Annotated in this window: 17 protein-coding genes; 8 read left to right on the plus strand and 9 right to left on the minus strand. The window is 38.1% G+C overall.

All coding sequences use genetic code 11. The features are described from left to right. Window positions 1-4: 4 nt before the first annotated feature. The 8 genes from QM491_RS20620 to QM491_RS20655 form a co-directional block, all read right to left on the minus strand. Entirely contained in the window at window positions 5-1,078 is a 1,074-nt protein-coding gene (locus tag QM491_RS20620; protein ID WP_283329421.1) for an AAA family ATPase, read from the minus strand. Window positions 1,079-1,464: 386 nt separating this feature from the next. Beyond that, the gene (locus QM491_RS20625) at window positions 1,465-2,241 is read right to left on the minus strand and encodes an RMD1 family protein (RefSeq protein ID WP_283329422.1); all 777 of its coding nucleotides are present in this window, start codon (window positions 2,239-2,241) and stop codon (window positions 1,465-1,467) included. 149 nt (window positions 2,242-2,390) lie between these two features. Next, window positions 2,391-2,966: a hypothetical protein gene (locus QM491_RS20630; protein ID WP_283329423.1), complete on the minus strand. Its 576-nt coding sequence runs from the start codon at window positions 2,964-2,966 to the stop codon at window positions 2,391-2,393. Between the two features lie 347 nt (window positions 2,967-3,313). Further along, the gene (gene mutS, locus QM491_RS20635; RefSeq protein ID WP_283329424.1) at window positions 3,314-5,983 is read right to left on the minus strand and encodes a DNA mismatch repair protein MutS; all 2,670 of its coding nucleotides are present in this window, start codon (window positions 5,981-5,983) and stop codon (window positions 3,314-3,316) included. A gap of 434 nt (window positions 5,984-6,417) precedes the next feature. Further along, window positions 6,418-9,495, minus strand: a complete 3,078-nt coding sequence (locus tag QM491_RS20640) for an efflux RND transporter permease subunit (protein ID WP_283329425.1) — start codon at window positions 9,493-9,495, stop codon at window positions 6,418-6,420. Window positions 9,496-9,589: 94 nt separating this feature from the next. Further along, window positions 9,590-10,690 carry an efflux RND transporter periplasmic adaptor subunit gene (locus tag QM491_RS20645; protein WP_283329426.1) on the minus strand — a complete coding sequence of 367 codons (1,101 nt, stop codon included), beginning with the start codon at window positions 10,688-10,690 and terminating at the stop codon, window positions 9,590-9,592. Between the two features lie 19 nt (window positions 10,691-10,709). Next, window positions 10,710-11,978: a TolC family protein gene (locus QM491_RS20650; RefSeq protein ID WP_283329427.1), complete on the minus strand. Its 1,269-nt coding sequence runs from the start codon at window positions 11,976-11,978 to the stop codon at window positions 10,710-10,712. 521 nt (window positions 11,979-12,499) lie between these two features. Then, window positions 12,500-12,862: a hypothetical protein gene (locus tag QM491_RS20655; protein WP_283329428.1), complete on the minus strand. Its 363-nt coding sequence runs from the start codon at window positions 12,860-12,862 to the stop codon at window positions 12,500-12,502. A 356-nt stretch (window positions 12,863-13,218) separates the two neighbouring features. Here QM491_RS20655 and QM491_RS20660 point away from each other — a divergent pair, with 356 nt between their 5' ends. Then, the gene (locus tag QM491_RS20660) at window positions 13,219-13,725 is read left to right on the plus strand and encodes a hypothetical protein (protein ID WP_283329429.1); all 507 of its coding nucleotides are present in this window, start codon (window positions 13,219-13,221) and stop codon (window positions 13,723-13,725) included. Between the two features lie 132 nt (window positions 13,726-13,857). Here the strand turns inward: QM491_RS20660 and QM491_RS20665 are convergent, their stop codons facing one another. Beyond that, window positions 13,858-14,616: a DeoR/GlpR family DNA-binding transcription regulator gene (locus QM491_RS20665; protein WP_283329430.1), complete on the minus strand. Its 759-nt coding sequence runs from the start codon at window positions 14,614-14,616 to the stop codon at window positions 13,858-13,860. A 248-nt stretch (window positions 14,617-14,864) separates the two neighbouring features. On the opposite strand from QM491_RS20665, the gene QM491_RS20670 reads away from it, so the two are divergent. From QM491_RS20670 to QM491_RS20700, 7 genes are all read left to right on the plus strand, one after another. Next, the gene (locus QM491_RS20670) at window positions 14,865-18,056 is read left to right on the plus strand and encodes a SusC/RagA family TonB-linked outer membrane protein (RefSeq protein WP_283329431.1); all 3,192 of its coding nucleotides are present in this window, start codon (window positions 14,865-14,867) and stop codon (window positions 18,054-18,056) included. A 259-nt stretch (window positions 18,057-18,315) separates the two neighbouring features. After that, window positions 18,316-19,845, plus strand: coding sequence for a SusD/RagB family nutrient-binding outer membrane lipoprotein (locus QM491_RS20675; RefSeq protein WP_283329432.1), 1,530 nt, complete (start codon window positions 18,316-18,318; stop codon window positions 19,843-19,845). A gap of 207 nt (window positions 19,846-20,052) precedes the next feature. Further along, window positions 20,053-21,366 (plus strand): gluconate:H+ symporter, encoded by a 1,314-nt coding sequence (locus QM491_RS20680; RefSeq protein WP_283329433.1) that lies wholly within the window; start codon window positions 20,053-20,055, stop codon window positions 21,364-21,366. A gap of 100 nt (window positions 21,367-21,466) precedes the next feature. After that, window positions 21,467-22,825 (plus strand): alpha-L-fucosidase, encoded by a 1,359-nt coding sequence (locus QM491_RS20685; RefSeq protein WP_283329434.1) that lies wholly within the window; start codon window positions 21,467-21,469, stop codon window positions 22,823-22,825. Window positions 22,826-22,988: 163 nt separating this feature from the next. Continuing rightward, complete coding sequence (locus QM491_RS20690) at window positions 22,989-23,477, plus strand: RidA family protein (RefSeq protein ID WP_166551394.1); 489 nt, start codon at window positions 22,989-22,991, stop codon at window positions 23,475-23,477. Window positions 23,478-23,660: 183 nt separating this feature from the next. After that, window positions 23,661-24,773 carry a D-TA family PLP-dependent enzyme gene (locus QM491_RS20695; protein WP_283329435.1) on the plus strand — a complete coding sequence of 371 codons (1,113 nt, stop codon included), beginning with the start codon at window positions 23,661-23,663 and terminating at the stop codon, window positions 24,771-24,773. A gap of 100 nt (window positions 24,774-24,873) precedes the next feature. Next, window positions 24,874-25,947 (plus strand): dipeptidase, encoded by a 1,074-nt coding sequence (locus QM491_RS20700; RefSeq protein WP_283329436.1) that lies wholly within the window; start codon window positions 24,874-24,876, stop codon window positions 25,945-25,947. Window positions 25,948-25,984 lie beyond the last annotated feature (37 nt).

The raw sequence follows: 25,984 nt of genomic DNA on the forward strand, positions 1-25,984 counted from the left end.
AGAACTATTTTAAATCAATACTAATTTCTTCATCATACATTTTAAGTGCTTCATCAATAATTGAATTAGATGGTAGTACTCCATCAATTAAGTCATGATATGAATTAATTATCGTTTTTCCATCTTCTCTTCTCATATTCCAACACCTAACATTTAGCTCATCTCTTTTAGCACAATTTGCAAGCTGTTTTATTACAAAATAGCTATGAGATGCAAGAAATATTTGAACGCCAGCTTTACTCATAGCCACTAACATCTCTACCATTTGTCTGATTGCATCTGGATGTAGAGCAGTTTCAGGTTCGTCCATAAAAAGAATTGTACCTTTGCCAAGCTGCCTATTTGTTATTAAGGTAGTAAGTATCCCAATTTTTTTAATACCTTCTGCCGTTTGTTGCATGGCAAATTGTTGGTTACCTTTTTTGAATATAAACGGTTGTTCATTGAGTCCAGTTTGCTCAATTTTCCCCTCAAATAAATCTTCAAGTGTTTGATTTACTTGGCTTAATTCATTGGCTACTCGCCCTTTCGTAGTTGGAATATTGAGAGCCTTTATTAAATCAAGATAAGTATCATCAAAACCTACCCCAAACTGTAACTCTCTAATATTTCGAATATCATTAAATGCGGTTAATACTTCCTTTGCTGGAATAAAAAGAGCGTTAATTGTATTATTTGGCAAAGGCACAACGTGATCTATACAAGTGGATATAGACTTTTCTGTTCTTTCTCCAAATGAAAAATAAATTGGTTGTCTATATTTCCCATTGTTTCCAGCTATTGTAATATTTACATCAAGCTTCTCTTTACTACCTTTCAAAACCAAATCTCCCAGACCATTTTTACGTGGCATAAATGTGTCTAGAAGTTTGTCTGAAAGCTCTTTTTTGAAAATAACATCTGATTGTTTTGCTTTAATACTATATATTTCGAGTGCTTTCACCGTTCCATATAAAAGCTTAAGTATTCCTGTTTTTCCAGTATCGTTCTTTCCTATTATTAAATTTATTGAAGGTATGTCCCTGAGGGTCAACTCTGAGTGAACCATGAAGTTTTTTATAGTTATTGAATCTATCATATTTTTAAATCATTGGTTTATTTTCTAATTCGAAGCTATATATGAACTTCAAATCTAATGTTAATGACTTTTTTTATTTTGATTATCTATTCTTCAACATAGATTTACTTATTATTGTTTTTTTAGTGTAAAAAAGAGTAGTCATTTTGATTAACATAAACTCATACCTATAAAAATACTACATCGAAAGGTAATTATTGACTCAATAAAGCATCAAATTAAAGATCATGAATCTTGATTTAATTATGTAATCAAGATAAGCATAGTTCAAACTTCCACCCAAAATAACACTCAATTTATTGAAATGTCTCCTTATCGACCTCTTTACAACAAAGCATTTAAACACTTTGTCCCTTTATTATTTTCTTCCTTTGCCACTTAAGTTCCTAAAATATCTTCGTAAATATCAAGTCAAACACTTCTATCAAAATCAAGATAATGATAACCCATTCGAGGCGGGTGCTTTCTCTATTTTGAACTAGCTCCATAAAAAGGGTAAGGTTTTCTTGAACGATTTTGAGTTTGTATTCAATATCTTGATAACGCATTTTGAGGTCGAAGGTCTTTTTTAAACCTTTATCGATGCGTTCTAAATGTTCATTTTCCCAAGCTTCTTCGGGTGAGTCAAAAATATAGAGGTTATCGATAATACTATTTTTGATATTGATAGTTCTGCCGATAAACTTCAGGAGTTCGCTTTGGGAGCTTTTGAGCCGCCCGTGATGCTCTAACTCATCTGTCATTTGCTTGGTGCTGGTGGCAATTTTATAAGTCAATGCCTCATAATAATCCAATGCCACAGACTGACCAATATTGAGCATAATGATACGGATAGAATCATCTGTAAGCTCGGATACTGTGATAGAGTTATGCTTGAGAACAACCGAAATTGAAGGGTCTGTCTGGACGATAAAGTCATCTTCAAACTTTTCCTCAATGAGTCCTTCTGCGTAGTTTTTGATAAATTTCAAAAATTCACTCTTCTCCAAATCATTAACACCCGCAAAAACTACTAATCCATAACTCAATAAATAGATATAGGTATCGTCTTCACGCTTATAGAATAATTCTGAATTGTTGTAAAGAGAAGGTTCGCTGGTATAGTCTTGTTTAAACTTCTTGAGGTTAAAGACTTCCGATATTTGGTATGCATCGATTTTCATACAAGTATAATTTGAGGCTTTGCGTATTCGCCTAACTCAAATTTACATTTTTCAACCATAACCTTGGTTTAATTCTATATGAAAAATTTATGAAGGAGTATTTATATAGAGACGCAATGCCTTGCGTCTCTATATTAGCAGCATTTCTACTATTTCTTGGGTTTACAGTCGTAACAATAATCCGAAAGTTCAGCAATTTCGGCTAGTACTTGCGTTCTGATTTTAGTCAATTCTTCGGTGTTTTGTCCTAGCTTGGTTGCGGTTTGAATGTAGTTTTCACGCGCTTGAAGTTCTTTTTGGAGTTCTTCTTGGGCATTGGCGTAAAACTCGCTATTTGAAAAGGCTTTCTTCTCTTCAAAAAGGCGCTTTCTAAATTTACGAGCATACAATTCTGTCACATCAAAAATACACTGTGAATAGGCCACCAACTGCTGTTTTTGTTCCTCTGTATTTGCCACTAAGTAAGAGGTATTTCTGGTAAAAACTGCTTTAACTTTATTATTGAAATTCTTGGTCAACATAAACGAAGCAGCACTCATTCGAAATCCAAAATCGATACTGCAACTGGCTTGACATCCATATAAATTACCACTATTCGATGGTGACTTCGCTATAAAATCACTGATTTTCAATGGACTTTCTCCGCTCCAAACGATAACACTTTGGGCATTTGATTGGGTAATTTGAAAGATAGAAAAAAGCAAAATTAATGAGTATTTGAGCATAGTCTTATGGAGTTATTTTAAAGGTAACGATGTGTTTGGATTTGAAATTGTCGATTTATGTACCATATTGAGTGATTTAGCGATTGCTTGAATGAGTGATTAGTCTAAATATGAAATACATTTGTAGAGACGCAATGATTGCGTCTAAAGAGGTATCATGCTGAAAGATAGTATCAAAAATTAGTTTTGAACTAGGTAATGCTAGACGCACCTTGACAGTTGATCAAAAAAGGCGATCGAAAAACTAAATCTCAATCGCCTTTTTTGATACTATATTTCAAAATAATCACTCAATCGCTCATGCACTAAATCACTTAATCGGGAATGACTGTTTCCTAACTTACAATTTATTCAAGCATCTTTTTAAACTCATTCAGTTTCAGCAAGGCTTCTATTGGAGAAAGCGTATTGACGTCTAATTTCTTCAGAGCTTCCTGTATTTTCTCAAGTTTCGGATTACTTGCTTCAAAAATATTCATTTGATAATTCTGTTTTGGCATCTCTTTGATGGTAGTGCGATGTTGTTCTTTAGAACGATTGCGTTCTAATTCCGCCAAAATTTCGTTGGCACGATGCACTACACTCACAGGCATACCTGCCAATTGCGCCACATGAATACCAAAACTGTGCTCTGAACCACCTTCCATCAACTTACGCATAAAGATGATTTTGTTGCCTACTTCTTTTACCGAAACATTGAAGTTTTTGATACGTTTAAAGTCAGTAGTCAACTCATTTAGCTCATGATAGTGTGTCGCAAATAGCGTTTTGGGTCTGAAATGAGAGTGATTATGCAAATATTCGGCAATAGCCCAAGCAATAGATACCCCATCATAAGTACTTGTACCACGTCCAATTTCGTCCATCAAAACTAAGCTTCTGTCTGAAAGATTATTCAAAATACTTGCCGTTTCGGTCATTTCGACCATAAAGGTAGACTCACCTTTACTCAAGTTATCGCTGGCTCCTACACGGGTAAATACCTTATCTACAATCCCAATTTCGGCTGCTTGAGCAGGGACAAAACAACCAATTTGTGCCATTAATACAATCAAGGCTGTTTGGCGCAACAAGGCAGATTTACCCGCCATGTTTGGTCCTGTAATGATAATAATCTGTTGTTCGGCATCATCCAAATGCAAATCGTTTGGCACGTATGCTTCGCCCAATGGCAATTGCTGTTCAATTACTGGGTGGCGCCCTTCTTTAATTTCGAGAATTTTAGCATCGGTAACATTAGGTTGCGTATAATTATTTTTCTCTGCCACTTTTGCAAAGTTGGTCAGTACATCCAATACGGCTATCATCCTTGCATTTTGTTGAATTTGCAAGACATATTCATTGGCTACGTTTACCAAATCATTGAAAATACGCTGTTCGATGACAAAGATTTTATCTTCAGCTCCTATAATTGTTTCTTCGTATTCCTTTAGTTCTGGCGTGATATAACGCTCAGCGTTTACCAAAGTTTGTTTACGAATCCAATCAACAGGCACTTTATCTTTATGCGAATTGGTTACTTCCAAATAATATCCAAATACTTTATTAAAGGAAATCTTCAGTGAAGTAATACCAGTACGCTCAATTTCTCGATTTTGTAATTTTATCAAAAAGTCTTTTCCTGAATAGGCCACCTTCAATAAAGCATCTAAATCTTCATCGACGCCCTCACGAATCATATTACCTTGATTGGTCACAATAGGAACTTCGTCACGGAGTTCTTTCTGGATTTTTTCTAGTAAAAAATGACAAGGGTTCAACTGGTCAGCATAGCGTTTGAGAACGTCAGCGCCCAAATCATTACCAAAATCCAAAAGTGCTTCTTGGATATGCCCCTTGATTGGTTCGATATGTGACAAGGCTTTTTTCAATTGCAACATCTCACGAGGATTGATACGACGTACCGCTACCTTCGAAATCAAGCGTTCTAAGTCGCCAATTTGCTTGAGATGCTGCTGTAAAATATCTCGTAGTTCTACATGTTTTTTGAAAAAGGCAACGGTATTTAATCTTTCTTGAATTAATGATTTTTCTTTGAGGGGCAGCACCAACCACTTGCGCAACAAACGTGCACCCATGGGCGTATGGGTTTGGTCAATGATAGTAATCAAAGGCACTCCGCCTTCTTGTTGAGGATGAACAAGCTCCAGGTTACGAATGGTAAATTTATCTAGCCATACATACTTATCTTCCTCCAAACGGTTGATACGAACGATATGTCCTACTTCTCGGTGCTCAGTCTCAGCGAGATAATGTAAAATTACCCCAGCGGCAATGATACCTTCATTGAGCGTCTCTACTCCAAAACCTTTTAACGAATTGGTTTTGAAATGATTAATCAACAAAGGATAGGCAAAATCATGCGTAAATACCCATTCTTCTAAAGCGAAAGTATTGAACTTATCGCCAAACAGTTGGGTAAACTCTTGTCGGTATTTTTTACAATACAATACCTCGGAAGGCATAAAACTTTGTAGAAGTTTTTCAATATAAGGAGCACCTCCTTGTGAGCATAAAAACTCCCCCGTAGATACATCTAAAAACGAAATACCAATGACATCTTTTGAAAAACCTGCAAAGGAAATCGAAGCTAAATAGTTATTTTGCTTTACATCAAGTACGTTATCGTTGAAGGATACCCCAGGCGTAACTAGCTCAGTAACACCACGTTTTACGATACCTTTGGCTGTGGCAGGGTCTTCTAACTGGTCGCAAATAGCCACACGCTGACCTGCACGTACTAATTTGGGTAAATATGTATCCAAAGAGTGGTGTGGAAAACCAGCCAGTTGGTCATCAGCATTACCATTGTTACGACGAGTCAAAACAATACCTAAAATTTTAGAAGCGGTAACGGCATCTTCGCCAAAAGTTTCATAAAAATCCCCTACCCTAAACAGCAATAAGGCACCAGGATATTTGGCTTTAATTTGATTGTATTGTTTCGAAAGAGGTGTTTCGTTTGCTTTTTTAGCGGGTTTATTATCAGTATCTGTATTCTTTGAAGGTCTTGCCATTATGGTATTGATGTAATTGCTAGATTTTGGGGTCGATATAATTGGTTGATGGTATTGTTGATAATATTTTGGATATCTGCTATTTGATTATGGACTTAGAAGAATTGTTAATTTCCCAAATTCGTATCTACAGATATAACACTTAAATTTTATACAATACTAATCAAGAATAGAAAGTATGTTGACATTAACATGCTCCGCACTATGCTTTAGGCTATTCATTTTCTGAATGTGCCCACTGGCCTACAGCCATTTCCTATTCAAGCTTACAAAATTAGAGTTTTTAAAGGAATATTGTTTTGTAAAAAAGAAAAATCACTGCCAGCATTGCCGGCAGCGATTCCTAAACAGACAAATAGATTATTTAGTCTTTAAGCTAAAAGCTTGTTATATTTTTAGAAGATTAAGGAAAATGTTTCCTTATCTCTGTATTTCTATTTATTTCTATACACTCTTTCGTAGAATAATGGGAAAATAAAGAGCGTCAATATAGTTGCACCAATCATCCCACCAATTACTACAATTGCAAGAGGCTTTTGAGATTCTGAGCCAATACCTGAAGAAGTAGCGGCTGGTAACATCCCGAAAATACCCATCATAGCGGTCATCATTACTGGACGAACCCTCGATTTGACCCCTTCAGTAATCGAGTCGAGCAAGGTCATTTTCTTATGGAGGTTTTCTTTAAATACCTCAATCATAATTACCCCATTTTGAATACATATACCAAACAAGGCAATAAAACCAATACCTGCCGAAATACTGAAATTGGTATGCGTAACCAACAAGGCTACCGAACCACCAATAATCGCAAACGGTACATTAGAGAATACCAAACCTGCATCTCTCAAGCTACCAAACATTACATAGAGGATAAAGAAAATCGCAATCATCGAAATAGGAACTACTTGCGCCAATCGTTTAGACGCACGTTGTTGGTTTTCGAAATCACCTTTCCATTTCATGTCGTATCCTTTTGGTAGGCTAGGAATGACTTTTTTCACTTCTTGTTGCGCTTCGGCAATGGTACTACCCATATCACGACCACGAACAGAGAATTTCACAGCAATAAAACGCTTGGTATCTTCACGGAAAATCAAACTTGGACCTGTCAATGTTTTTACTTCTGCGATTTGCTTAATAGGTATTTTAGTACCGCTCATAGATGGCACCATCAAATTGCGAATCTCTTGCTCTGACTTACGGAATTCCGATTGGAAACGTACACGAATATCAAATTTGCGTTCACCTTCGTACAACTGACTGGCAGTCTGTCCACCAATCGCCATGGCTACTACGGCATCAGCATCGGCTGTTTGTACACCATAGAAGTTCATTTTCTGTTGGTCAAGCTCAATATGCAATTCTGGCTGTCCAAGGTTACGGATAATACCTAAATCCTCGATACCTTTTACACGGCGTAATACCTTTTCTACTTTCTCTGCTTCACCTTCCAAAAACTCAAAGTCGTTTCCATAGATTTTTACGGCAATTGAACCTTTTACCCCTGATACCGCTTCTTCTACGTTATCCATAATAGGTTGCGAGAATCCAAATACAACTCCTTGGAAAATACTCAATTTGTTTTCCATTTTTTCAATCAGTTGCGCTTTGGTTAGCTTACTAGCCCATTCTTTTTGTGGATAAATATCTACGTGAAATTCGACATTATAGAAACCCGTTGGGTCAGTACCATCGTTCGGGCGACCTGCCTGCGAAAGTACCTGACGAACTTCAGGGAAGCCTTCAAATACCTTACGAATATCGTTAGCATAACGCACAGACTCGTCCAAACTAATACTACGTGGCATTGTGGCACGCACGTAAATAGAGCCTTCGTTGAGTTGAGGCAAGAACTCTGTTCCGTGAATAGTTAAGGTCCAAAAGCCCACAACCGTAATAATACCAGTTGTAATGAAAGTAAATCTTTTATGCGTAAAACAGTAGTTGAAAAGCTTCATCGAATACTTCATTACAGCATCGACTAAGAAATTACTTTTCTCTCTTACGTTTTTATTCATTAAGATACTTACCATCACAGGCACCAAAGTCAATGTAAAAATCAAGGCACCGAGCAAAGCTGAACCCAATGTCCAAGCCAATGGCGTAAACATTTTACCTTCTACTTTTTGGAAGGCAAAAATGGGTAGCAAAGCAATCAAAATAATGATTTTTGAGGTAAAAATCGCTTTACCCATGCTCGTACCTGTACGCTTGATAATCGACATTTTAGCCAATTTATTAAAGCGCTCCATTCCCACATGCTCCGCTTGATGAGCCAAAACCACAATAAGCCCTTCGACTACCACCACTGTACCATCAATAATAATCCCGAAGTCTACCGCTCCTAATGAAAGTAGGTTTACGTTCATACCAAGAAGTTTCAGACAACAGAACGCAAACAGCAAAGCCAACGGAATAATCATCGATACAATCAAGGATGCACGCCAGTCAGCTAAGAAAATCAATACGATTAATGTTACCAAAACAATCCCTTCAATAAGGTTGTGCGTTACTGTTTCGATACAAAAATCTAGGAGCGTTTGACGATTATAAAACGTTTTGATTTTTACACCATTAGGAAGAATTTTTGAATTCAACTCCTCCACTTTCAGATTCAAGCTTTGAATTACCTCTGAAGGATTCTCTCCTTTACGCATTACCACAATACCTTCTACAGCATCATTGTCTTCGCCACGACCCACTTGTCCCAAACGAGGTAAAGCCGACTCTGTTACGGTTGCAACCGTTTTTACATAAACAGGTACGCCATTGATATTATCGACCAAGATATTTTGAATGTCTTGGATATTCTTCAATAAACCTATCCCACGAACCACGTAGGCTTGGTTGTTTTTGGTAATTACGTCACCTCCAACGTTGATATTACTTTTCTCAACAGCCGTAAATACATCTAGTGGCGTAATTTTATAGTCCTGAAGCAAATTAGGATTTACACTAATCTCATACGTTTTTACCTCACCACCAAAACTTACAATATCTGCCACGCCTGGTACTGAGCGTAAATTACGGTCAATCACCCAGTCTTGAATTTCCTTAAAACGACGTGAAGTCATCCCTTTACCTTCGAGGGTATAGCGGAAGATTTCGCCCGTTGGTCCATAAGGCGGTTGTACTTCAGGCTCTACGCCATCGGGCAGTTCAACGCCCATCAAGGCATTATTAACCTGAATACGAGCAAAGTTATTGTCAACACCGTCGTCGAACATAACCACTACTACAGATAAACCGAATAGCGTTGTTGAACGAACTGTAGTTTTCTTTTGCACCCCGTTCATCGAGATTTCGAGCGGAGCAGTTACAAATTTTTCAATTTCCTCAGCACTACGCCCAGACCATTGAGTAATGATAGTTACCTGAGTATTGGTAACATCAGGAAAGGCATCAATTGGAGTATTGATAAAACTAGAAATACCTCCAATCACTACCACAGCAGTAAAAAAGAATACTGCAAATTTATATTTGAGCGATAACGCTAATACCTTTTTCATTCGAATGAGTGATTTATAAGAATACTGTTTTGAACAATTTTTGCATAAGCTGAATAGCATTTTTTAGTCGAAAAAACACTATTTACTTTACACACTAGTTTACCAATGCGTTGTACACCAACAATTGGTTTTTGTTCATTACATTTTCACCCTCTTTCAAACCTGAAATCACATAAGTTTTATTAGAGTTTTGTTTCGCAATCTGGATTTCTCTTACCTCCAAATGCTTGGCATCCTTATAAACAACCACAAAGTTTTTGTTTTGGTCAAAAATTACTGCCGACGAAGGAATCGCAATGCTTCTATCTGCCGAACTGTAACTTACGTCTACCTGTGCAAACATTTCTGGTTTCATCAAAAAGCCAGGGTTTGGCATATTGATACGAACCTGTAAAGTACGAGTTTCAGGGTCTAGTGCATTACTCATTTTGTTTACTACCCCTTTAATGACTTTATCAGGATAAGAAATCAATTTTACTTGTACTTGAGAGCCTACATGAACTTTAGCAATATCCGCTTCATACACGTTTGCTACCACTTGAATTTGAGATAAGTCAGCAATGGTAAAAAATGCTCCTGTTTCGCCTTCGTGAAAAGACATTTTATCAGAAATGGCATTGTTTTTTTCAATTACATAACCTGAAATTGGCGCTTTCAAGGTATAAAACGCATTTTTTACACTATAAATACTAGATACTTCTTTGGCTCGTTTCAATGACCCTTGAGCTTTCAACACATCGTTTTGGGCAAAAGTCACGTCTTTTTCAGATGCCAAACCTGCTTTGTACATATCTTTTTGTACTTGCAAGTTTTTCTGAGCCGAAAGCAAATCTGAAGTAGCACTAACCGTTTGATTTTCAACGTCTGCCACCTCCGATGAGTGAACTACAGCAAGTGTTTGTCCTTTGTTGACAAAATCACCCAAATTAGCATGGATTTTTTCGATAACACCATCCACCAACGGAGATACTTTTACTTGTTTATCTTCGTAAGGCATTACTTTGCCTGTCAACTGCAATTGGGTTTGAATAGGCTCCAAGGTTGCGGGCGCCAAGCTCAATTCTTGCTTTAGGCGTTGCGAAAGTTCAAAAGGCTGATCCTCAGCTTTTGATTCATTATCTGCCTGAGAAGAGCTACAAGCAGTAGCCAAAGTTGAGATTGCAAGAATTGAAAGATACTTTATATGCTTTTTCATTGTGATGTCTGTTTAAATCTTAAAGAACTTTTTTGCCTACTACAAAATTGAGATTTTCGAATGTCTGCATTCTTGTGTTTTGAAGTGTATTGATTTGCGTAACGGTAATTTTATACGACTCTAAAAAGTCCATAAACTCTAGCAGAGTGATATTACGCTTTTGGTAGTTTTGTACTACTCCGTCAATCAATTTATTAAAACTTGGCAAATAGTTTTTATCAAGTGTCTTATACAAACGTTCGGCTTCTTGTGCTTTGAGCAAGGCTTGCAAAACGTCATTGTTAATTTGTACGTCGGTTTGTGCTAAATTTTGTTTGTTTGCTTGAATTGTATTTTCAGCAATCTTGATATTTCCTTGATTTTTATTGAACACTGGCAAATCCATCGCAATAGTTAAGCCATGGTAATTATTGAGATAACTACCTGCACGGTCATAGCTATAGCCAATCGTCAAATCAGGTGTAGCCATTGCTTTTTGCAAAGCTAAGTCTGCCGAAGCCAATCTTACAGATGCTTCTTGAATCTTACGGTCATAGCGATTATCAGTGGCATTGTTGATTAACTCGCTGAGCTGTAACCCTATTACGCTTTTTTGTTCCAAAGCATTGTCATCTACAACTGGATGTACCGTTTTGGTAGAAGGATCCGACAAAAGCACTTTGAGTATAGCCTGATTATCAGTGATTTCCAAAATGATATTTGAACGTTCTGTTTCCAGACTTACTAAAAACGACTGTAAACGAATCAGTTCTTTTTGTGGAACATTACCTCTGGTAACTTGATCAGAATAAGCATTTAAGAGCTTATTAAGTGTTTCTATTTCCTGCTCGTATGTAGCTAACGTTTTTTGTAAATAATGAATCGTATAAAAGCTACTATGTAGCTGATATGTTAAACCTCTTACGATTTCAAAGAATTGATAATCAGTAATCTCTGCATTAATTTTAGCAACATTGACTTGCTTATTCCGTTTTCCTGCCAATAAAATCAATTGTTGAATCTGCAAAGTTCTTTCGCCAAAAGCGCCAATAGGTGCATCATTGGCAATGGTCTTCTTTGTATTCAAACCTTGTTCGTAATTGATGTTAGGATTAGGCAAAAGTTTTGCCTGAATAATTGCAGCTTTGGAGGCTTCAATGTTATACTTCTGAGCCAGCAAAGTAAGGTTGTTTTTAACAAACTGTTGTTCGGCCTCGTCAACGTTTAAGCGCAATGTATCACGGCTTTGTGCTAAAGCCACATTTGCACTACACATCAGGCCGAAAATCCATACCAAATAGGATTTCATAATTTTGAGTCAAGTGATTAAAATGAAACGGACAAAACCTTGTGTATGCCCCCGCATACACACTAAGTAATAGTTCTCAGTACGTTTGGAATAGTGGGTAAAATTTCAACACCAACTAAGCCTAACTTCTGATTTGCACTATTTCTTATATGCTATCGATTCAGAAACAGAAAGTGGTTCTGAACAGAAAGCTTCATACAATCAGCCCGAATTCTGGAAAGAGTATTGAAGTAACCTGAAGCAATAAATTTGGGTCGAATGTCAGCAAAATTACGTACGTATAGAATTAATATGGCCAATAACCACATTACATACCTGTTTTACAACACCTTAAGCAAAGTTACACTTCTCTATCGAGCCTTGATTGTATAAGTAATCTAAGCTTTTAGACCAATGCAAAATCAATTTTTCTGCATAATAGCTACACAGAATTGTCCTTGCACTGTTGTCACCTCAAAGGGCTAATGTTGATTTTTAATACTGTTTTTAGGGAAATATAACGAGTGAGTAGTGTGCTATTTTCAAATTAAATAGACACAATGAAGGATAAATAACTTTTTTGAAAAGGATAAATGAGATACAAATGGCGTATCTGAGCGTTGTAATGTTTGAATTATAGCGTGTTCGGTACTTGATACATCCGTATTAGAAGTCAGTCCGTGAGAACGCTCAGAACTTTCGTCTTTCTCTTCCTGATTATCAAGAAGTACATTATTTTCAACTTCAAAATGACGACCAAATGTTCTTTTTTTACTAAACTTTGAAACAGTTTTGCTAACCTTTGTATAGCTACTTTTGATCTTTCCGTCATGAGCATAACCGCTCATTGCTATGATCCATAGCACAAGTGGTAATATCCATTTGAATAAACGAAAAGCTTTCATAGTACGCAAATTGACTAGTCTTCACTGATTTTTTAAAGAAGCTTATAGTTGCTGGTCGTAAAGATACAGATTAGTTTTGATTATCTGTTCTTAAAAACTGTTAAATTATTATAGATATTGTAAGACAGTCATTGATTTTCTTAGAATAAATTTTATGACAATTCTTTCCTAAAATAGATAGACTAATTTTGGCACATTAGTTGTAATTTTAACCTTGTTTTTCATTCGACTATCAATAAATGAGTTGAATTGTCCGTTGTTTTAGTATTCATTTCCCTAATGGATTATGTACTCGCAAGCATTCGGTAATTACTTACTTCGTTTACAATCAACCCTAATAAATCATACATATTCACATGGCTAAAAGATTTCAGGTATTAGATTCGTTTTCACACATTAGTAACTCTATTAGTGCTCCTATTCACGCCCTAGTATCGGTACAATATCCACAATTGTCGGGTTTGCAAAGTTTGCAGGATAGTATTAATTCTATTTTCAAAAAGAAAAGAGCGGTATATGTAGCCCTTTCTGACCAAAAATTGTATCATATCCACACGGTTGGTTCCTCGGTGACCTCTTCCAAAGAAATTCCGTTTGAGCATATCGAATCCATTCATATTGATTCTTCAAGCCAGCACCGTGATTTTAACGCGCCCAAGATTACTCTTTCAGTAAAAAAACAAGGAAAAAAGCCTGAATCACAAGCACTTGAGTTCATTTTATTTCCATCATTGTTTTTCCCGAACTTAAAATATTCAGAAAATCATACAGAAATTATGCAGTTTGTTCAAATGCGTGAACATTTATTGGAGAACTTGAAACAAGTAAAAGAGAAGATCGAATCCAAGGTGGAGAACGTGTAGTTTTTACTCAGATATAAACATGAATCTTCCTAAATTTTGAGATTAGGGTTATTCTCCAACCGTATCAAAAAGCGGTCGAAAATTGATTTTAGACCGCTTTTTTGATGAATAGCAGGAAAATATGGCTTCTTTTTACAAAAGTGTTGCTCCTTTATTTTGATAAGGTCCTAATTTGGCATCGTTGGGGTCGAGGTCGGTTACTAAGTAATTGATTTCTGATAAATCTGCAATTTTCATCTTCATGACAGAATCCAATTTTTCAGCAATAGACAATACTGCTACTTTTTTGGAGGCCTTAATCATCGCCTTTTTTACCAATACTGTTTCCCAATCTGAATCTGTAAATCCACCTTTTGTATCAATGGCATTACTGCCCATAATACATAAATCTGCACGCATTTCGGATAAACGTTGGTGTACTTCACCGCCTACTGCCATCTGGCTATAACGAGATAACTGTCCGCCCACCATGATAATATCAACGTTGGGTTTATCCAATAACTCTACTGCGGTCAAAGGGTTTACGGTCATAAATGTAATACGAAGCGAATCAGGAATGAGCTTGACCAACTCCCTGATGGTAGTTCCTCCGCCAACGAGCACCAACATTCCTTCTTTCAACAACCCCAAAGCTTTTCTAGCAATCTCTTGTTTAGAGCTGTGCGCATAGGTTTCTTTCACTTGAGAAGAATAGTGATAGGCTTTTGACATTGCCCCTCCTCTAATTTTTATAATCTCTCCCTCCTCGGCCAACTCATTCAAATCTCGTCGAATGGTATCTTCCGAAACATTTAATACATCCACTAGCTCAGCGAATGTTACACGGGTATGAACATTGATTTCCTTCAGTATTAAATCTTTTCGTTCTTTTTTAAGGAGGTTAACTGACATATTCAAGGAAGGTTGTTGGTTATGGTTTGCAAAGATAGCAAAAAGACCAAGTTTCTATATCCTTATTAAGTGGGAGAAAGTATTCATATTTTGCAAAAATTGAGAATAAATACTCATTATTTGAAAAATTTGCAGAATTAAATTGCAATAAATGCAGGTTTATTTAAAATTTATCCTAAGTTTGTAAATAAATAGCGCAACAAAAATTGCAAATTTTGCAAAAACCCAAATCTCCAACTAAACAAGCTATGATGAAAACTCGACTATTACCTCGCTCACAAAAGTTGCTGTGGCTATCTGTGCTAGGAAGTATGACCTTTCAAGGTTATGCTTCTGAGCTTGCAGAGCTCCATTTAGCTCATAAGAGCAATATTACATTCAATATGTTTGGCACACTTCCAGTTTCAGGTGTGATTACTTCTGCCAAAGATGGTAGTCCGATTATTGGAGCCTCTGTTTTTGTAAAAGGTAATCCCAAAATTGGTACTTCGACAGATGCCTCAGGAAAATTCAAATTGGGAATTCCTGATAACATTACAAGTATTACGTTGGTCGTATCGATGGTAGGATACGAACCGCAAACAGTGGAACTTTCGGCTAATCAAACTGCTGTATCAGTTACTTTAAAAGAAAGTGTACAAAACATCCAAGAAGTAGTAGTAACTGCTTTGGGTGTGAAAAAAGACAAAAAAGCACTTGCCTACTCAGTAACAGAAGTAAGTGGTAGCGAATTTACTCAAGCTCGTGAAACCAACTTAGCCAATGCTCTTTCTGGTAAAATTGCTGGGGTAAACGCAACAAGTTTGGCAACAGGTGCGGGTGGTTCGAGTAGAGTGGTAATTCGTGGTAATGGCTCATTATCAGGCGATAACCAACCTTTATATGTAATCAATGGTATGCCTATCGACAACAGTACGCCAGGCGGTAGCCCAACTACAGGTGGTAGTGGTCACAATGTTGACCGTGGTGATGGTATTGGTGGTATCAACCCCGACGATATTGAAAGTATCTCAGTCTTGAAAGGTGGTACAGCAGCAGCCTTATATGGCTCGCGTGCTGCCAACGGTGTTATTTTGATTACTACGAAAAAAGGTACTGTTCGTAAAGGTATTGGTGTAGAATACAACGCTACTGCTACAATCGACGATGTCGTTGACTTTACTGACTGGCAATATATGTACGGTCAAGGAGACGGTGGCGTAAAACCAACTTCGCAAGCGCAAGCCGTAAGCTGGGGACGTCGTTCGTGGGGTGCCAAAATGGACGGACAGCCTTATATTGCTTTTGATGGAAAAGAACATCCTTATTCTCCACAACAGAACAATATTAAGAACTTTTACCGTACAGGTTCGACTTTGAGTAATACCATTTCATTTAGTGGTGGTACTGAGGCCTTGAACTTTAGAGCATCAGTAGCAGACATCAATAACAAGAGTGTATTGCCAAATTCTACCTTCAATCGTAAAGTAGCCAACCTAAGCATTAATGCTAAATTAGGCGAACGTATTTCGATGGAGGCTTTGGCACAATATAACTTAGAAAAAGCTCACAACCGTCCGAGTGCTGGTGATGCGCCAGGTAACCCTAACTGGGCAAACTACATGATTGCCAACACAGTAGATATTCGTTGGATGGATCCAGGCTATGACGCAACAGGTCGCGAAGTTCAATGGAATGAAACTCCTTATGCTTCCAATTCTTACTTTGTTGTTAATAAATTTAGAAACGATGATACCAAAAACCGCTTTATTGGTCAGTTTGGTTTGAAGTATGATATTTTGAAAAACCTTTTTGTAAAAGGTAATATCAGCCGCGACTTCTATAGCTATGACTTCACAGGTATTATCCCAACAGGAACGGTGTATACAACAAATGCAGCAGGTGAATATCAAGGTATCAAATCGACAGTTACAGAAAACAACTCTATGTTGACTGTAAACTACAATACCGATTTAGGTCCGGTTCACATGAATGCGATGTTAGGTGGCAACCAACGCTCTTTCGAACGTTCTGAAATTTATACTAACGGTACACAATTCATTATTCCAAACTTTTACAGCTTTACCAACCTGACTACAGCTACGACTCGTCCAGTAACGCAACGTTTGGCGACGAACTCGGTATTTGGCTCGTTAGACCTTGATTACAAAGGTGTCTTGTTTTTAAATGCTTCAGCTCGTCAGGATTGGTTCTCTACATTGGGTATCAAAAACAATACTATTCTTTATCCAGCAGTAGGAACCAGCTTTGTATTATCACAAGCTACAGAAATGCCGTCTTTTGTCAACTATGCTAAATTGAGAGCTTCTTGGGCTCAAGTAGGTGGTGGTGTACCAGACCCATATACCTTGAATCAAAGCTATAGTATGGTAACAAGTAGCGGACAGCCATTGCAACAAATCACAATGACTAATGGTGAGTATCTTCTTAACAACCCAAGTTTAAAGCCATTTACTTCAACCACTTGGGAAGCAGGTCTTGATACCAAATTATTCAATAATCGCTTAGGAGTAGATTTGACTTATTACTTGCGTCGTACGACTAATGATATTGTAAAAACTGCTATTTCAGGAACAAGTGGTTATCAAAATACCTACGTTAACGTTGGACAAGTAGACAACTCAGGTATCGAATTATTGTTGACGGGTTCTTTGGTAAAAACCAAAAACTTTAGTTGGAATGCAAGCTTCAATATGGCTTATAACCAAAACAAAGTAGTTCAATTGACTGAAGGTGTAAATACCATTCAATTAGCTACTTCGGTAGGTTCTTGGGCTTATGTCAATACAGATGCAGGTCGTCCTTATGGTATCATCAAAGGTTATACGATGGTTACTGACTCAAAAGGTAATATCGTTTATGATACTTCTACAGGTTATCCAGTAAAAGGCCCAATCAAAGAAATTGGACAAGGCGTAGCGCCGTTGACAACAGGTTTAAGCAACTCGTTTACCTACAAAAATTGGAATTTTGATATCTTGTTAGATGGCAAATTCGGCAACGATGTATTCTCGGTAATGAACGTGTACGCAACTCGTTTTGGCTTACAAAAAAGTACTTTAGCAGGTCGTGACAATGGCTTGGTATTGAATGGTGTAACTGCCAACGGCGATTCTTACACTCGTACAGTACCAGTATCTCAGTTGCGTCTTTACTATGACAACTTGAAAAACTACTCAGACCTATTTGTGTATGATGGAAGCTTTATCAAGTTACGCCAAATCGTTTTGGGCTACAAAATTCCAGCGAAATACCTAAGCTTTGCGAAGATTCAGTCGGCATCTATCTCTTTTGTGGCACGTAACTTATTTGTGTTGTACAAAAAGACAGAAAACTTTGACCCAGAATCAAGTTATACTAACAGCAATGCCCAAGGTTTCGAGGCATTTGGTTTGCCAAGAGCACGTAGCTACGGTATCAACTTAACAGTGAAATTCTAGGATGTGGTGAACTGATGGAAAATCGGGATGTGTTTTTAGGGGCGAATTTTTTCGCCCACTAATTCAGAGAGAGTGCGGAATGAGGAGTTGTGAATATAAATTTTCAATAACCCCAATTATATCATATTCTGTGAGAAAACTCATTTTTGAAATCCCTTTTCCTTTATTCAGTAAACCCCAACATGTAGCATTTTCAACATAGGATAAATTCAAAAAATTGTGCTAAAGAGTCAGCTCAATAGCGTATTACCTGAGACTTATGAAAAAGAGACATACATTCAAAACCCTTCTTTTTATGGCTGGTGTTGCACTTTTCAGTTCGTGCGACAACGGTTTTGAAGAACTCAATATCAACCCCGATACTTCTCCCATCATTGTGCCATCTTATATGTTTAGCAAGGCACAATACGATGCACTCAACAATAGCTGTGCTAGTACGTATGAGTTTGCAGCGGGAGGTTCGATTCAACATTTTTCGACATACAAAGATGTACCAGGTATTGGAGATAAATATTTTTTCTCACAAGGTACTTACCCGTATGACTTCTTCAACAACGCTTATCCGTTAGGCGTAAACGAAGTTCAGACAGTTATCAATGCTGTTAAAAACGATCCTGCACAAGTAAACCTTTATGCGATAGCTCGTATTTGGCGTGCTTATACTTTCCACCGCATTACAGATTTGTACGGAGATATTCCATACTCTGATGCTGCACAAGGTTATACTGCTTCTAAATTCACCCCAAAATATGACTCTCAACAAAGTGTTTACTTGGATATGTTGAAAGAATTGGAGCAAGCAGCAACGAGTTTGGATGCAACCAAATCATCGTACGCAAGTGCTGACATTGTATATGGCGGAGATGTGACAAAATGGAAAAAGTTTGCTTATTCATTAATGCTTCGTTTGTCGATGCGTATGACCAAAGTAGATGCTGCAACGGCAAAAACTTGGGCACAAAAAGCCATCGCTGGAGGCATCATATTGGATGATAAGGATTTGGCAAAAGTACAATACATTGCTAACGGTCAGGACATCAACAAAAACCCTGTTTCGTTGGCTTTGCGAGGCAACAACTATGCTGTGGCAGATGGTAACAACAATACCGAAGGTGGTAAGTTTTCAAATACATTTATTTCTTTCTTGAAAACTAACAAAGACCCTCGTTTGAGTTCAATTGCAGTTGTTTGGGTAGATAAAAAGCAAGATACTACTGCTACCATACAAAAAGGTATGCAAAACGGTTTGTTACAAAAACCTGCCGATTTTATTACGTATTCTGAGCCAAATATCAACACCGTGTTGAAATTGGATGCGCCAATGGTCGTAATCAGTAATGCCGAAATGAATTTCTTGATGGCTGAAGCTATTATTAGAGGTTGGGCATCTGGCGACGCAGCAAGTTACTACCAAGGTGGTATATCTGCTTCGATGCGCAATATGGCTATCTATGGTGACGCAGCAGCTATTTCAACTGCAAAAATTAATGCTTATTTGTCGACTCATACTTTCCCTGCAAGTTTCGATGCGCAGATGGAACAAATTCACTCACAAATGTGGGTATCTTTATTCCCAGACGAAGTAGAGGTATATTCTAACTGGAGAAGAACTGGTTATCCTAAATTAACGCCAGTGAACATTACAGGTAACCTGACCAATGGTACGATTCCAAGACGTTTGATTTATCCAATTGTTGAAGAAAACCTCAACGGACCAAACCTCAAAGAAGCAATCTCTCGTCAAGGTGCTAATACGCTTACAACTCGTATATGGTGGGATAAAAACTAACCAAGTCGGCGTGTAGAATGAAGAGTGAGGAGTTTCAAAACCTCACTCTTTAATTTAAAAAACCTTATTTATCCTTTTTAATACCCCAAAATAAGACGTAAACTTTAGCGTGTGGACAATGTGTAAAGGTGATTTTTTGACTACAGAATAAAACAATTAGAAAATTAAAGTAATCTCATCACTTTTAACTCTGCACTCAAAATTCCTATGATTTTATTGCTTGTAATTGCTTGTATTGGACTATTAGTGCTACTGATTACTGTTGCGAAGTTCAATCCATTTTTGGCTTTTTTGATTACCTCCTTAGTGGCAGGTATCAGCATGGGAATGCCCCTCGAACTCATCAGCAAGTCTATTCAAAAAGGAATAGGCGACATGTTGGGCTCATTAGTTGGTGTAATTGCCTTAGGGGCCATGTTGGGCAAATTGGTGGCTCAAAGTGGCGCTGCACAACGTATTGCCTCAGTCATGATGGGACTTTTTGGCGAAAAATACATTCAATGGGGCTTAGTTTGTACAGGTTTTATTATCGGAATACCTCTATTTTATAATGTAGGTTTTGTGTTGATGATTCCTTTGATTTTTTCGGTGGTATATCAATACAAATTACCAGCTGTGTATATTGGCTTACCCATGCTGGCATCTTTGTCGGTGGCACATGGTTTCTTACCTCCTCACCCCTCGCCTGCTGCTTTGGTAGCGCAGTTTCATGCAGACATGGGGCAAACTTTACTGTACGGAATCATCATTGCGATTCCGACAATTATTATTGCTGGCCCGCTTTACTCTCTAACCCTAAAAAATATTTCCTCAAGTCCCAACTTGAGTTTTGCGACTACTTCCGAACCCAATCAAATTTTACCCAGCACCTTTCTGAGCTTTTTTACAGCCTTATTTCCTGTTTTTATGATGGCAGGAACCACTATTCTCACAAGTATTTTGCCAAGTGATTCGCCTTTGATACCAGTTTGTAAACTAATTGGTGATCCTGCCATGGTCATGCTATTGGCGGTTTTGGTAGCAACCACTACTTTGGGAGGACTGACAAGTAAAGCGCTTTCCAAAACGATGAATACTTATTCTGAAGCGGTAAAAGATGTAGCAATGGTGCTCTTAATCATTGCTGGAGCAGGTGCGCTCAAACAAGTTTTTATGGAAAGTGGAGTAAGCGATACCATGGCTTCTTTGCTCAAAAATGTCAGTATTCACCCTTTGATTCTTGGCTGGTTGATTTCCGCTTTTATTCGTGTATGCCTAGGCTCAGCTACGGTAGCGGGCTTAACTACCGCTGGAATTATGGCGCCCATGATAGAGACGCTACAGGTAGATCCTAACTTAATGGTATTATCCATTGGTGTAGGTAGTTTAATGTTTTCGCATGTAAATGACCCTGGTTTTTGGATGTTCAAAGAATATTTTAACCTTAGTATAAAAGATACCATCCGCTCTTGGTCAATGATGGAAACCCTTGTCGCAGTTGTAGGTCTGATAGGTGTACTCATCATCAATTCCTTTTTATAAGACTGTTAAATAATAAGTCCAAGACTAAGTCTTGAGCTGGGAGTTTAGCGATTATTCCGAAATCCAACATCAGAAATGAATGTTTTTTAAAGCACATATTATGAAAAAGTTATTAGTTATTTTTTTACTCGTGTTGAGTTTTTCACCAATCGGAAATGCTCAAAAACAACAAGTTACCAACCAACCTAATAGAGTCAATTGGTTTCAGAACCTTGGCTTTGGCATGTTTATCCACTGGAATGTGGACGTTACACTAGGTGCTGTGATTAGCCACTCTTTGGCTGGGGCATCCACCGAATATGTCGAAAAATACATCAATGAGCTTCCTAAATACTTTAACCCCTATAAATTCAAACCTGAAGATTGGGCTAAAATGGCCAAATTAGCAGGAATGAAATATGTGGTATTTACCGCCAAACACCATTCAGGTTTTTGTATGTTCGATACCAAAACTACGCCTTTCAATGTAATGAATACCCCTCTGAAAAGAGACATTACCAAAGAACTCATCGAGGCTTTTCGCAAAGAAGGTATCGCTATTGGCTTATATTTCTCTCCTGAGGATTTTTACTTTTTCCATAAAAACAATATCCCTATTGGTCGCTTGCAATTGCCTCAGCATTTTCCTGCTAAAAACCCTAGTTTAATGGCTTATGACAAGGAACAATTGAAAGAATTATTGACTAAATACGGCAAAATCGACATTCTATTTATCGATGGTCCAGGTGATGGTTTGAGAGAATATGCTTGGACAATCAATCCAGAATTGGTCATTACACGTGATTTGATGACTACGCCAGAGCAAAATACGCCTGACGAGCCACTTCCTCGCCCTTGGGAAGCTAATTACACCATGGGTACTGACTGGCAATACAAACCCACAAACGACCCACATAAATCTGGTACAGAAATCATCAATATGTTGGTCGAAATGCGTGCTAAAGGAGGTAACTTTTTGTTGAACATAGGACCAAAGCAAGATGGCGAAATCCAGATTGAACAAGAGGCTTTGCTACAAGAAGTAGCCCTTTGGAACTTTGCCAACTCAGAGGCTATTTACGCCGTAAAACCTTTGCCTATTGTACGTGAGGATAATGTTTGGTACACACAGTCAAATGACGAAAAGTATATCTATGCCATTGTAAGAAGAGCTAATTGGCAAGATTGGAAATACGGTACTCGCAAAAACTTGGTATTGACACACCTTGAAGGCAACGCTCAAACTAAAGTTTCGATTCTAGGATATAAAAGCGAGTTGGTAGAATACAAAGATGGCTTCGATGCAAGCACTTATGTTGCTCCAACTTCAATCGGATTAGTAGTTAGTGCTGTAAATGGGCAACGTTTTTATACAAACAACCAATGGCCAAATGCAGTAGTGCTCAAAATCGAAAATGCGAAGTTTAGAAAATTAACACATACCAAAGTAACACAATCAACTTTGGATGGAGCTAAATAGAAGCTTGAGGTTGGGTATTCTAGAAAGAGTTTATCGTTTTCCTAAATACTCAACTGTTTAAACGCTTTACAACCTTGTTTTTTCTCAAAAACCTTATTTATTTACACTCAATTTTTTGAATTTTATTTTTAATTAATATTACATTTTCAATAAAAACTATTTTATGGAACAGTTGGTAGAACAATTAACCCCTTCAGAGGCATTTGCAAAATTAGGACTTTCATTACCTCCTGCCCCACTACCATTGGGCGTATACAAACCATATCTTATCGACGGCAAATACTTATATGTTTCGGGTCATGGTCCTGTACAGGATGACAAAAGCCTTATTATTGGACGCATCGGTCGTGAGTTAGACATGGAAGAAGGCAAATTGGCTGCTCGCCAAGTGGGTTTGACCATTTTATCAACCATCCAAACACATTTAGGAAGTCTCGACCGTGTGAAGCGAGTAATCAAAGTGTTGGGTATGGTCAATTGTGTAGATACTTTCGAAAGACATCCATACATTATCAATGGTTGTAGTGAGTTGTTTGCGCAAGTTTGGGGCGAAGAAAACGGTATTGGTGTTCGTAGTGCGGTAGGTTTTGGCTCATTGCCAGACAATATTCCAGTTGAAATCGAGGCATTGTTCGAGTTAGTAAGCGAATAAATATTGCGTGAGGACTGCACGAAGGATTTTAAGAATCATTCAAATCGGATATTGGATTGCGGAGATGCAATCTCCTTTCTTGAATCTTACAGCACAATATTTCCGAAATCAGAAATCACAAATCCTCAATGGCTTAAACACTTCTTCAGCTTTCTTTTTTTGAAACAAAACTAACAAAACACCATGGCTGAAACTGCTTGGTACAACTTACAAAATTTAGATACCTTGGATACCCCCGCTTTGGTGTGGTATCCTTCGCGTATCGCTCAAAATATCGATACCTTGGTAACAATGCTACCAGAGGTAAGTCGACTTCGTCCGCATGTCAAAACGCATAAATGTCAGGAAGTAACCGAACTGATGTTAGCAAAAGGTATTACTAAATTCAAATGTGCTACCATTGCCGAAGCCGAAATGCTCGCAATATGCCAAGCACCTGATGTATTGCTGGCGTATCAACCAGTGGCGACGAAGTTGCAACGCTTTATTACCCTAATTCAAACTTATACTACTACCCAATTTTCCTGCTTGGTCGATGACTTGTCGGTTGGACAAGCCATCGCCACAGCGGCGATACAGCATGAGATTACGATAAATGTTTATATCGACCTAAACGTTGGCATGAACAGAACAGGAATCTTACCTCAAAAAGCCGAAGAACTTATTAATACACTTCTTGACTTAAAAGGTATTGCAGTAAAAGGACTCCATGCCTATGATGGTCACATTCGTGATCAAGATTTGGCGTTGAGAACAGAAAATTGTCACCAAGCTTTTGTACCTGTATTTAAATTGATTTCAGAATTTTCTGAAAAAGGAATAAGCCTTCAAGTAGTAGCGGGAGGCTCACCGACTTTTCCAATTCATGCTCAAAATCCACAGGTAGAATGTAGTCCTGGCACTTTTCCTCTTTGGGATAAAGGCTATAAGGATGCTTTTCCAGAACAAGCTTTCGAACCTGCTGCTTTGGTTTTGAGTCGAGTAATTTCTCATCCGAGTACCAACCGAATTTGTATTGATTTAGGGCACAAATCTGTCGCTGCCGAAAACGACTTGAACCGAAGAGTACATTTTCTCAATGCGCCAGATGCTCAGTTTATCGGACAAAGCGAAGAGCATTTAGTGTTGGAAGTATCAGATATACAGGACTTTCCGATTGATAAAGTTTTATATGGTGTACCAATCCATGTATGTCCAACGGTAGCCCTTTACGAAAGAGCCTATCTTGCAGAAAACCAATCTATTACTGATAGGTACTGGAAAGTTATTGCAAGAGACAGAAAGATAAATGTATAAATACAGCCATAAGCTCTAAGCCGTAAGCATTAGGCAAAATTGAATTTGTATTTTGCTTAATGCCTAAAGCTTACGACATAAAGCCTTTTTAAGAAATCCCATGTTTACTATAGATGCCCATCTCGACCTTAGCATGAATGCTATGGAATGGAATCGAGATTTAAGAAATACTGTATTTGAAATTCGTGAAAGAGAAAAAGATCTTTCCGATAAACCCGACCGTGCGAAAGGCACAGTCGCATTTCCTGAATTACGCAAAGGAAATGTAGGTTTGGTCGTTGCGACGCAAATCGCACGATATGTTGCTCCTGACAACCCACTCCCAGGCTGGGCATCGCCCGAGCAGGCATGGGCACAGACTCAAGGGCAAGTGGCTTGGTATCAAGCTATGGAGGCTTGTGGCGAAATGGCACAAATCAACGATTTGGCTAGCCTAGAAAAACATCTTGCCCTTTGGTCAGATACCACTATTCCAAACGAACAGAAAGCTATTGGTTATATCCTAAGTCTAGAGGGTGCCGATTCTATCGTAACAGTTGACCATGTCGCCAAAGCGCATGAATATGGTTTAAGAGCTATTGGTCCTGCCCATTATGGTCCTGGGCGCTATGCGCAAGGCACAGACGCCACGGGAGGATTGGGTCCGCACGGACGTGATTTGCTCAAAGAAATGGAACGACTCAATATCATCCTTGATGCTACGCATTTGTGTGATGATAGTTTCTGGGAAGCCTTAGACCATTTTCATGGAAACATTTGGGCGAGCCACAACCTTTGTCGTAGCTTGGTAAATCATAATCGCCAATTTAGTGACGAACAAATCAAGGAGCTCATCAATCGTGGTGCTGTAATAGGTGGTGCCTTGGATGCTTGGATGATGGTGCCCAACTGGGTGAGAGGCGTATCTACGCCAGAAAACATGAGCTGTAATCTGGAAGTAATGCTCGACCACCTCGACCATATTTGTCAAATTGCTGGTAATGCCAACCATATCGGTATTGGCTCTGACTTAGATGGGGCGTTTGGAAAAGAACAAAGCCCTTATGATTTAGAAACCATCGCCGACCTTCAAAAAATCCCTGATATGCTTCGTAAAAGAGGCTATTCTCAAGAAGATATTGAGAAGGTCATGCACGGTAACTGGTTAAGATTTTTAAGAAATGCTTGGAAATAGCAAGTGCAAGGGGCTTTACCCTTGCACTTTTTTTTCA

The organism is Flectobacillus longus (assembly GCF_030056705.1).
GTDB classification, from domain to species: domain Bacteria; phylum Bacteroidota; class Bacteroidia; order Cytophagales; family Spirosomataceae; genus Flectobacillus; species Flectobacillus longus.

Excerpts from the sequence above, each read along its gene's own strand:
- QM491_RS20620 (WP_283329421.1), bottom strand. The coding sequence starts at position 1,078 with ATGATAGATTCAATAACTATAAAAAACTTCATGGTTCACTCAGAGTTG.
- QM491_RS20625 (WP_283329422.1), bottom strand. The coding sequence starts at position 2,241 with ATGAAAATCGATGCATACCAAATATCGGAAGTCTTTAACCTCAAGAAG.
- QM491_RS20630 (WP_283329423.1), bottom strand. The coding sequence starts at position 2,966 with ATGCTCAAATACTCATTAATTTTGCTTTTTTCTATCTTTCAAATTACC.
- mutS (WP_283329424.1), bottom strand. The coding sequence starts at position 5,983 with ATGGCAAGACCTTCAAAGAATACAGATACTGATAATAAACCCGCTAAA.
- QM491_RS20640 (WP_283329425.1), bottom strand. The coding sequence starts at position 9,495 with ATGAAAAAGGTATTAGCGTTATCGCTCAAATATAAATTTGCAGTATTC.
- QM491_RS20645 (WP_283329426.1), bottom strand. The coding sequence starts at position 10,690 with ATGAAAAAGCATATAAAGTATCTTTCAATTCTTGCAATCTCAACTTTG.
- QM491_RS20650 (WP_283329427.1), bottom strand. The coding sequence starts at position 11,978 with ATGAAATCCTATTTGGTATGGATTTTCGGCCTGATGTGTAGTGCAAAT.
- QM491_RS20655 (WP_283329428.1), bottom strand. The coding sequence starts at position 12,862 with ATGAAAGCTTTTCGTTTATTCAAATGGATATTACCACTTGTGCTATGG.
- QM491_RS20660 (WP_283329429.1), top strand. The coding sequence starts at position 13,219 with ATGGCTAAAAGATTTCAGGTATTAGATTCGTTTTCACACATTAGTAAC.
- QM491_RS20665 (WP_283329430.1), bottom strand. The coding sequence starts at position 14,616 with ATGTCAGTTAACCTCCTTAAAAAAGAACGAAAAGATTTAATACTGAAG.
- QM491_RS20670 (WP_283329431.1), top strand. The coding sequence starts at position 14,865 with ATGATGAAAACTCGACTATTACCTCGCTCACAAAAGTTGCTGTGGCTA.
- QM491_RS20675 (WP_283329432.1), top strand. The coding sequence starts at position 18,316 with ATGAAAAAGAGACATACATTCAAAACCCTTCTTTTTATGGCTGGTGTT.
- QM491_RS20680 (WP_283329433.1), top strand. The coding sequence starts at position 20,053 with ATGATTTTATTGCTTGTAATTGCTTGTATTGGACTATTAGTGCTACTG.
- QM491_RS20685 (WP_283329434.1), top strand. The coding sequence starts at position 21,467 with ATGAAAAAGTTATTAGTTATTTTTTTACTCGTGTTGAGTTTTTCACCA.
- QM491_RS20690 (WP_166551394.1), top strand. The coding sequence starts at position 22,989 with ATGGAACAGTTGGTAGAACAATTAACCCCTTCAGAGGCATTTGCAAAA.
- QM491_RS20695 (WP_283329435.1), top strand. The coding sequence starts at position 23,661 with ATGGCTGAAACTGCTTGGTACAACTTACAAAATTTAGATACCTTGGAT.
- QM491_RS20700 (WP_283329436.1), top strand. The coding sequence starts at position 24,874 with ATGTTTACTATAGATGCCCATCTCGACCTTAGCATGAATGCTATGGAA.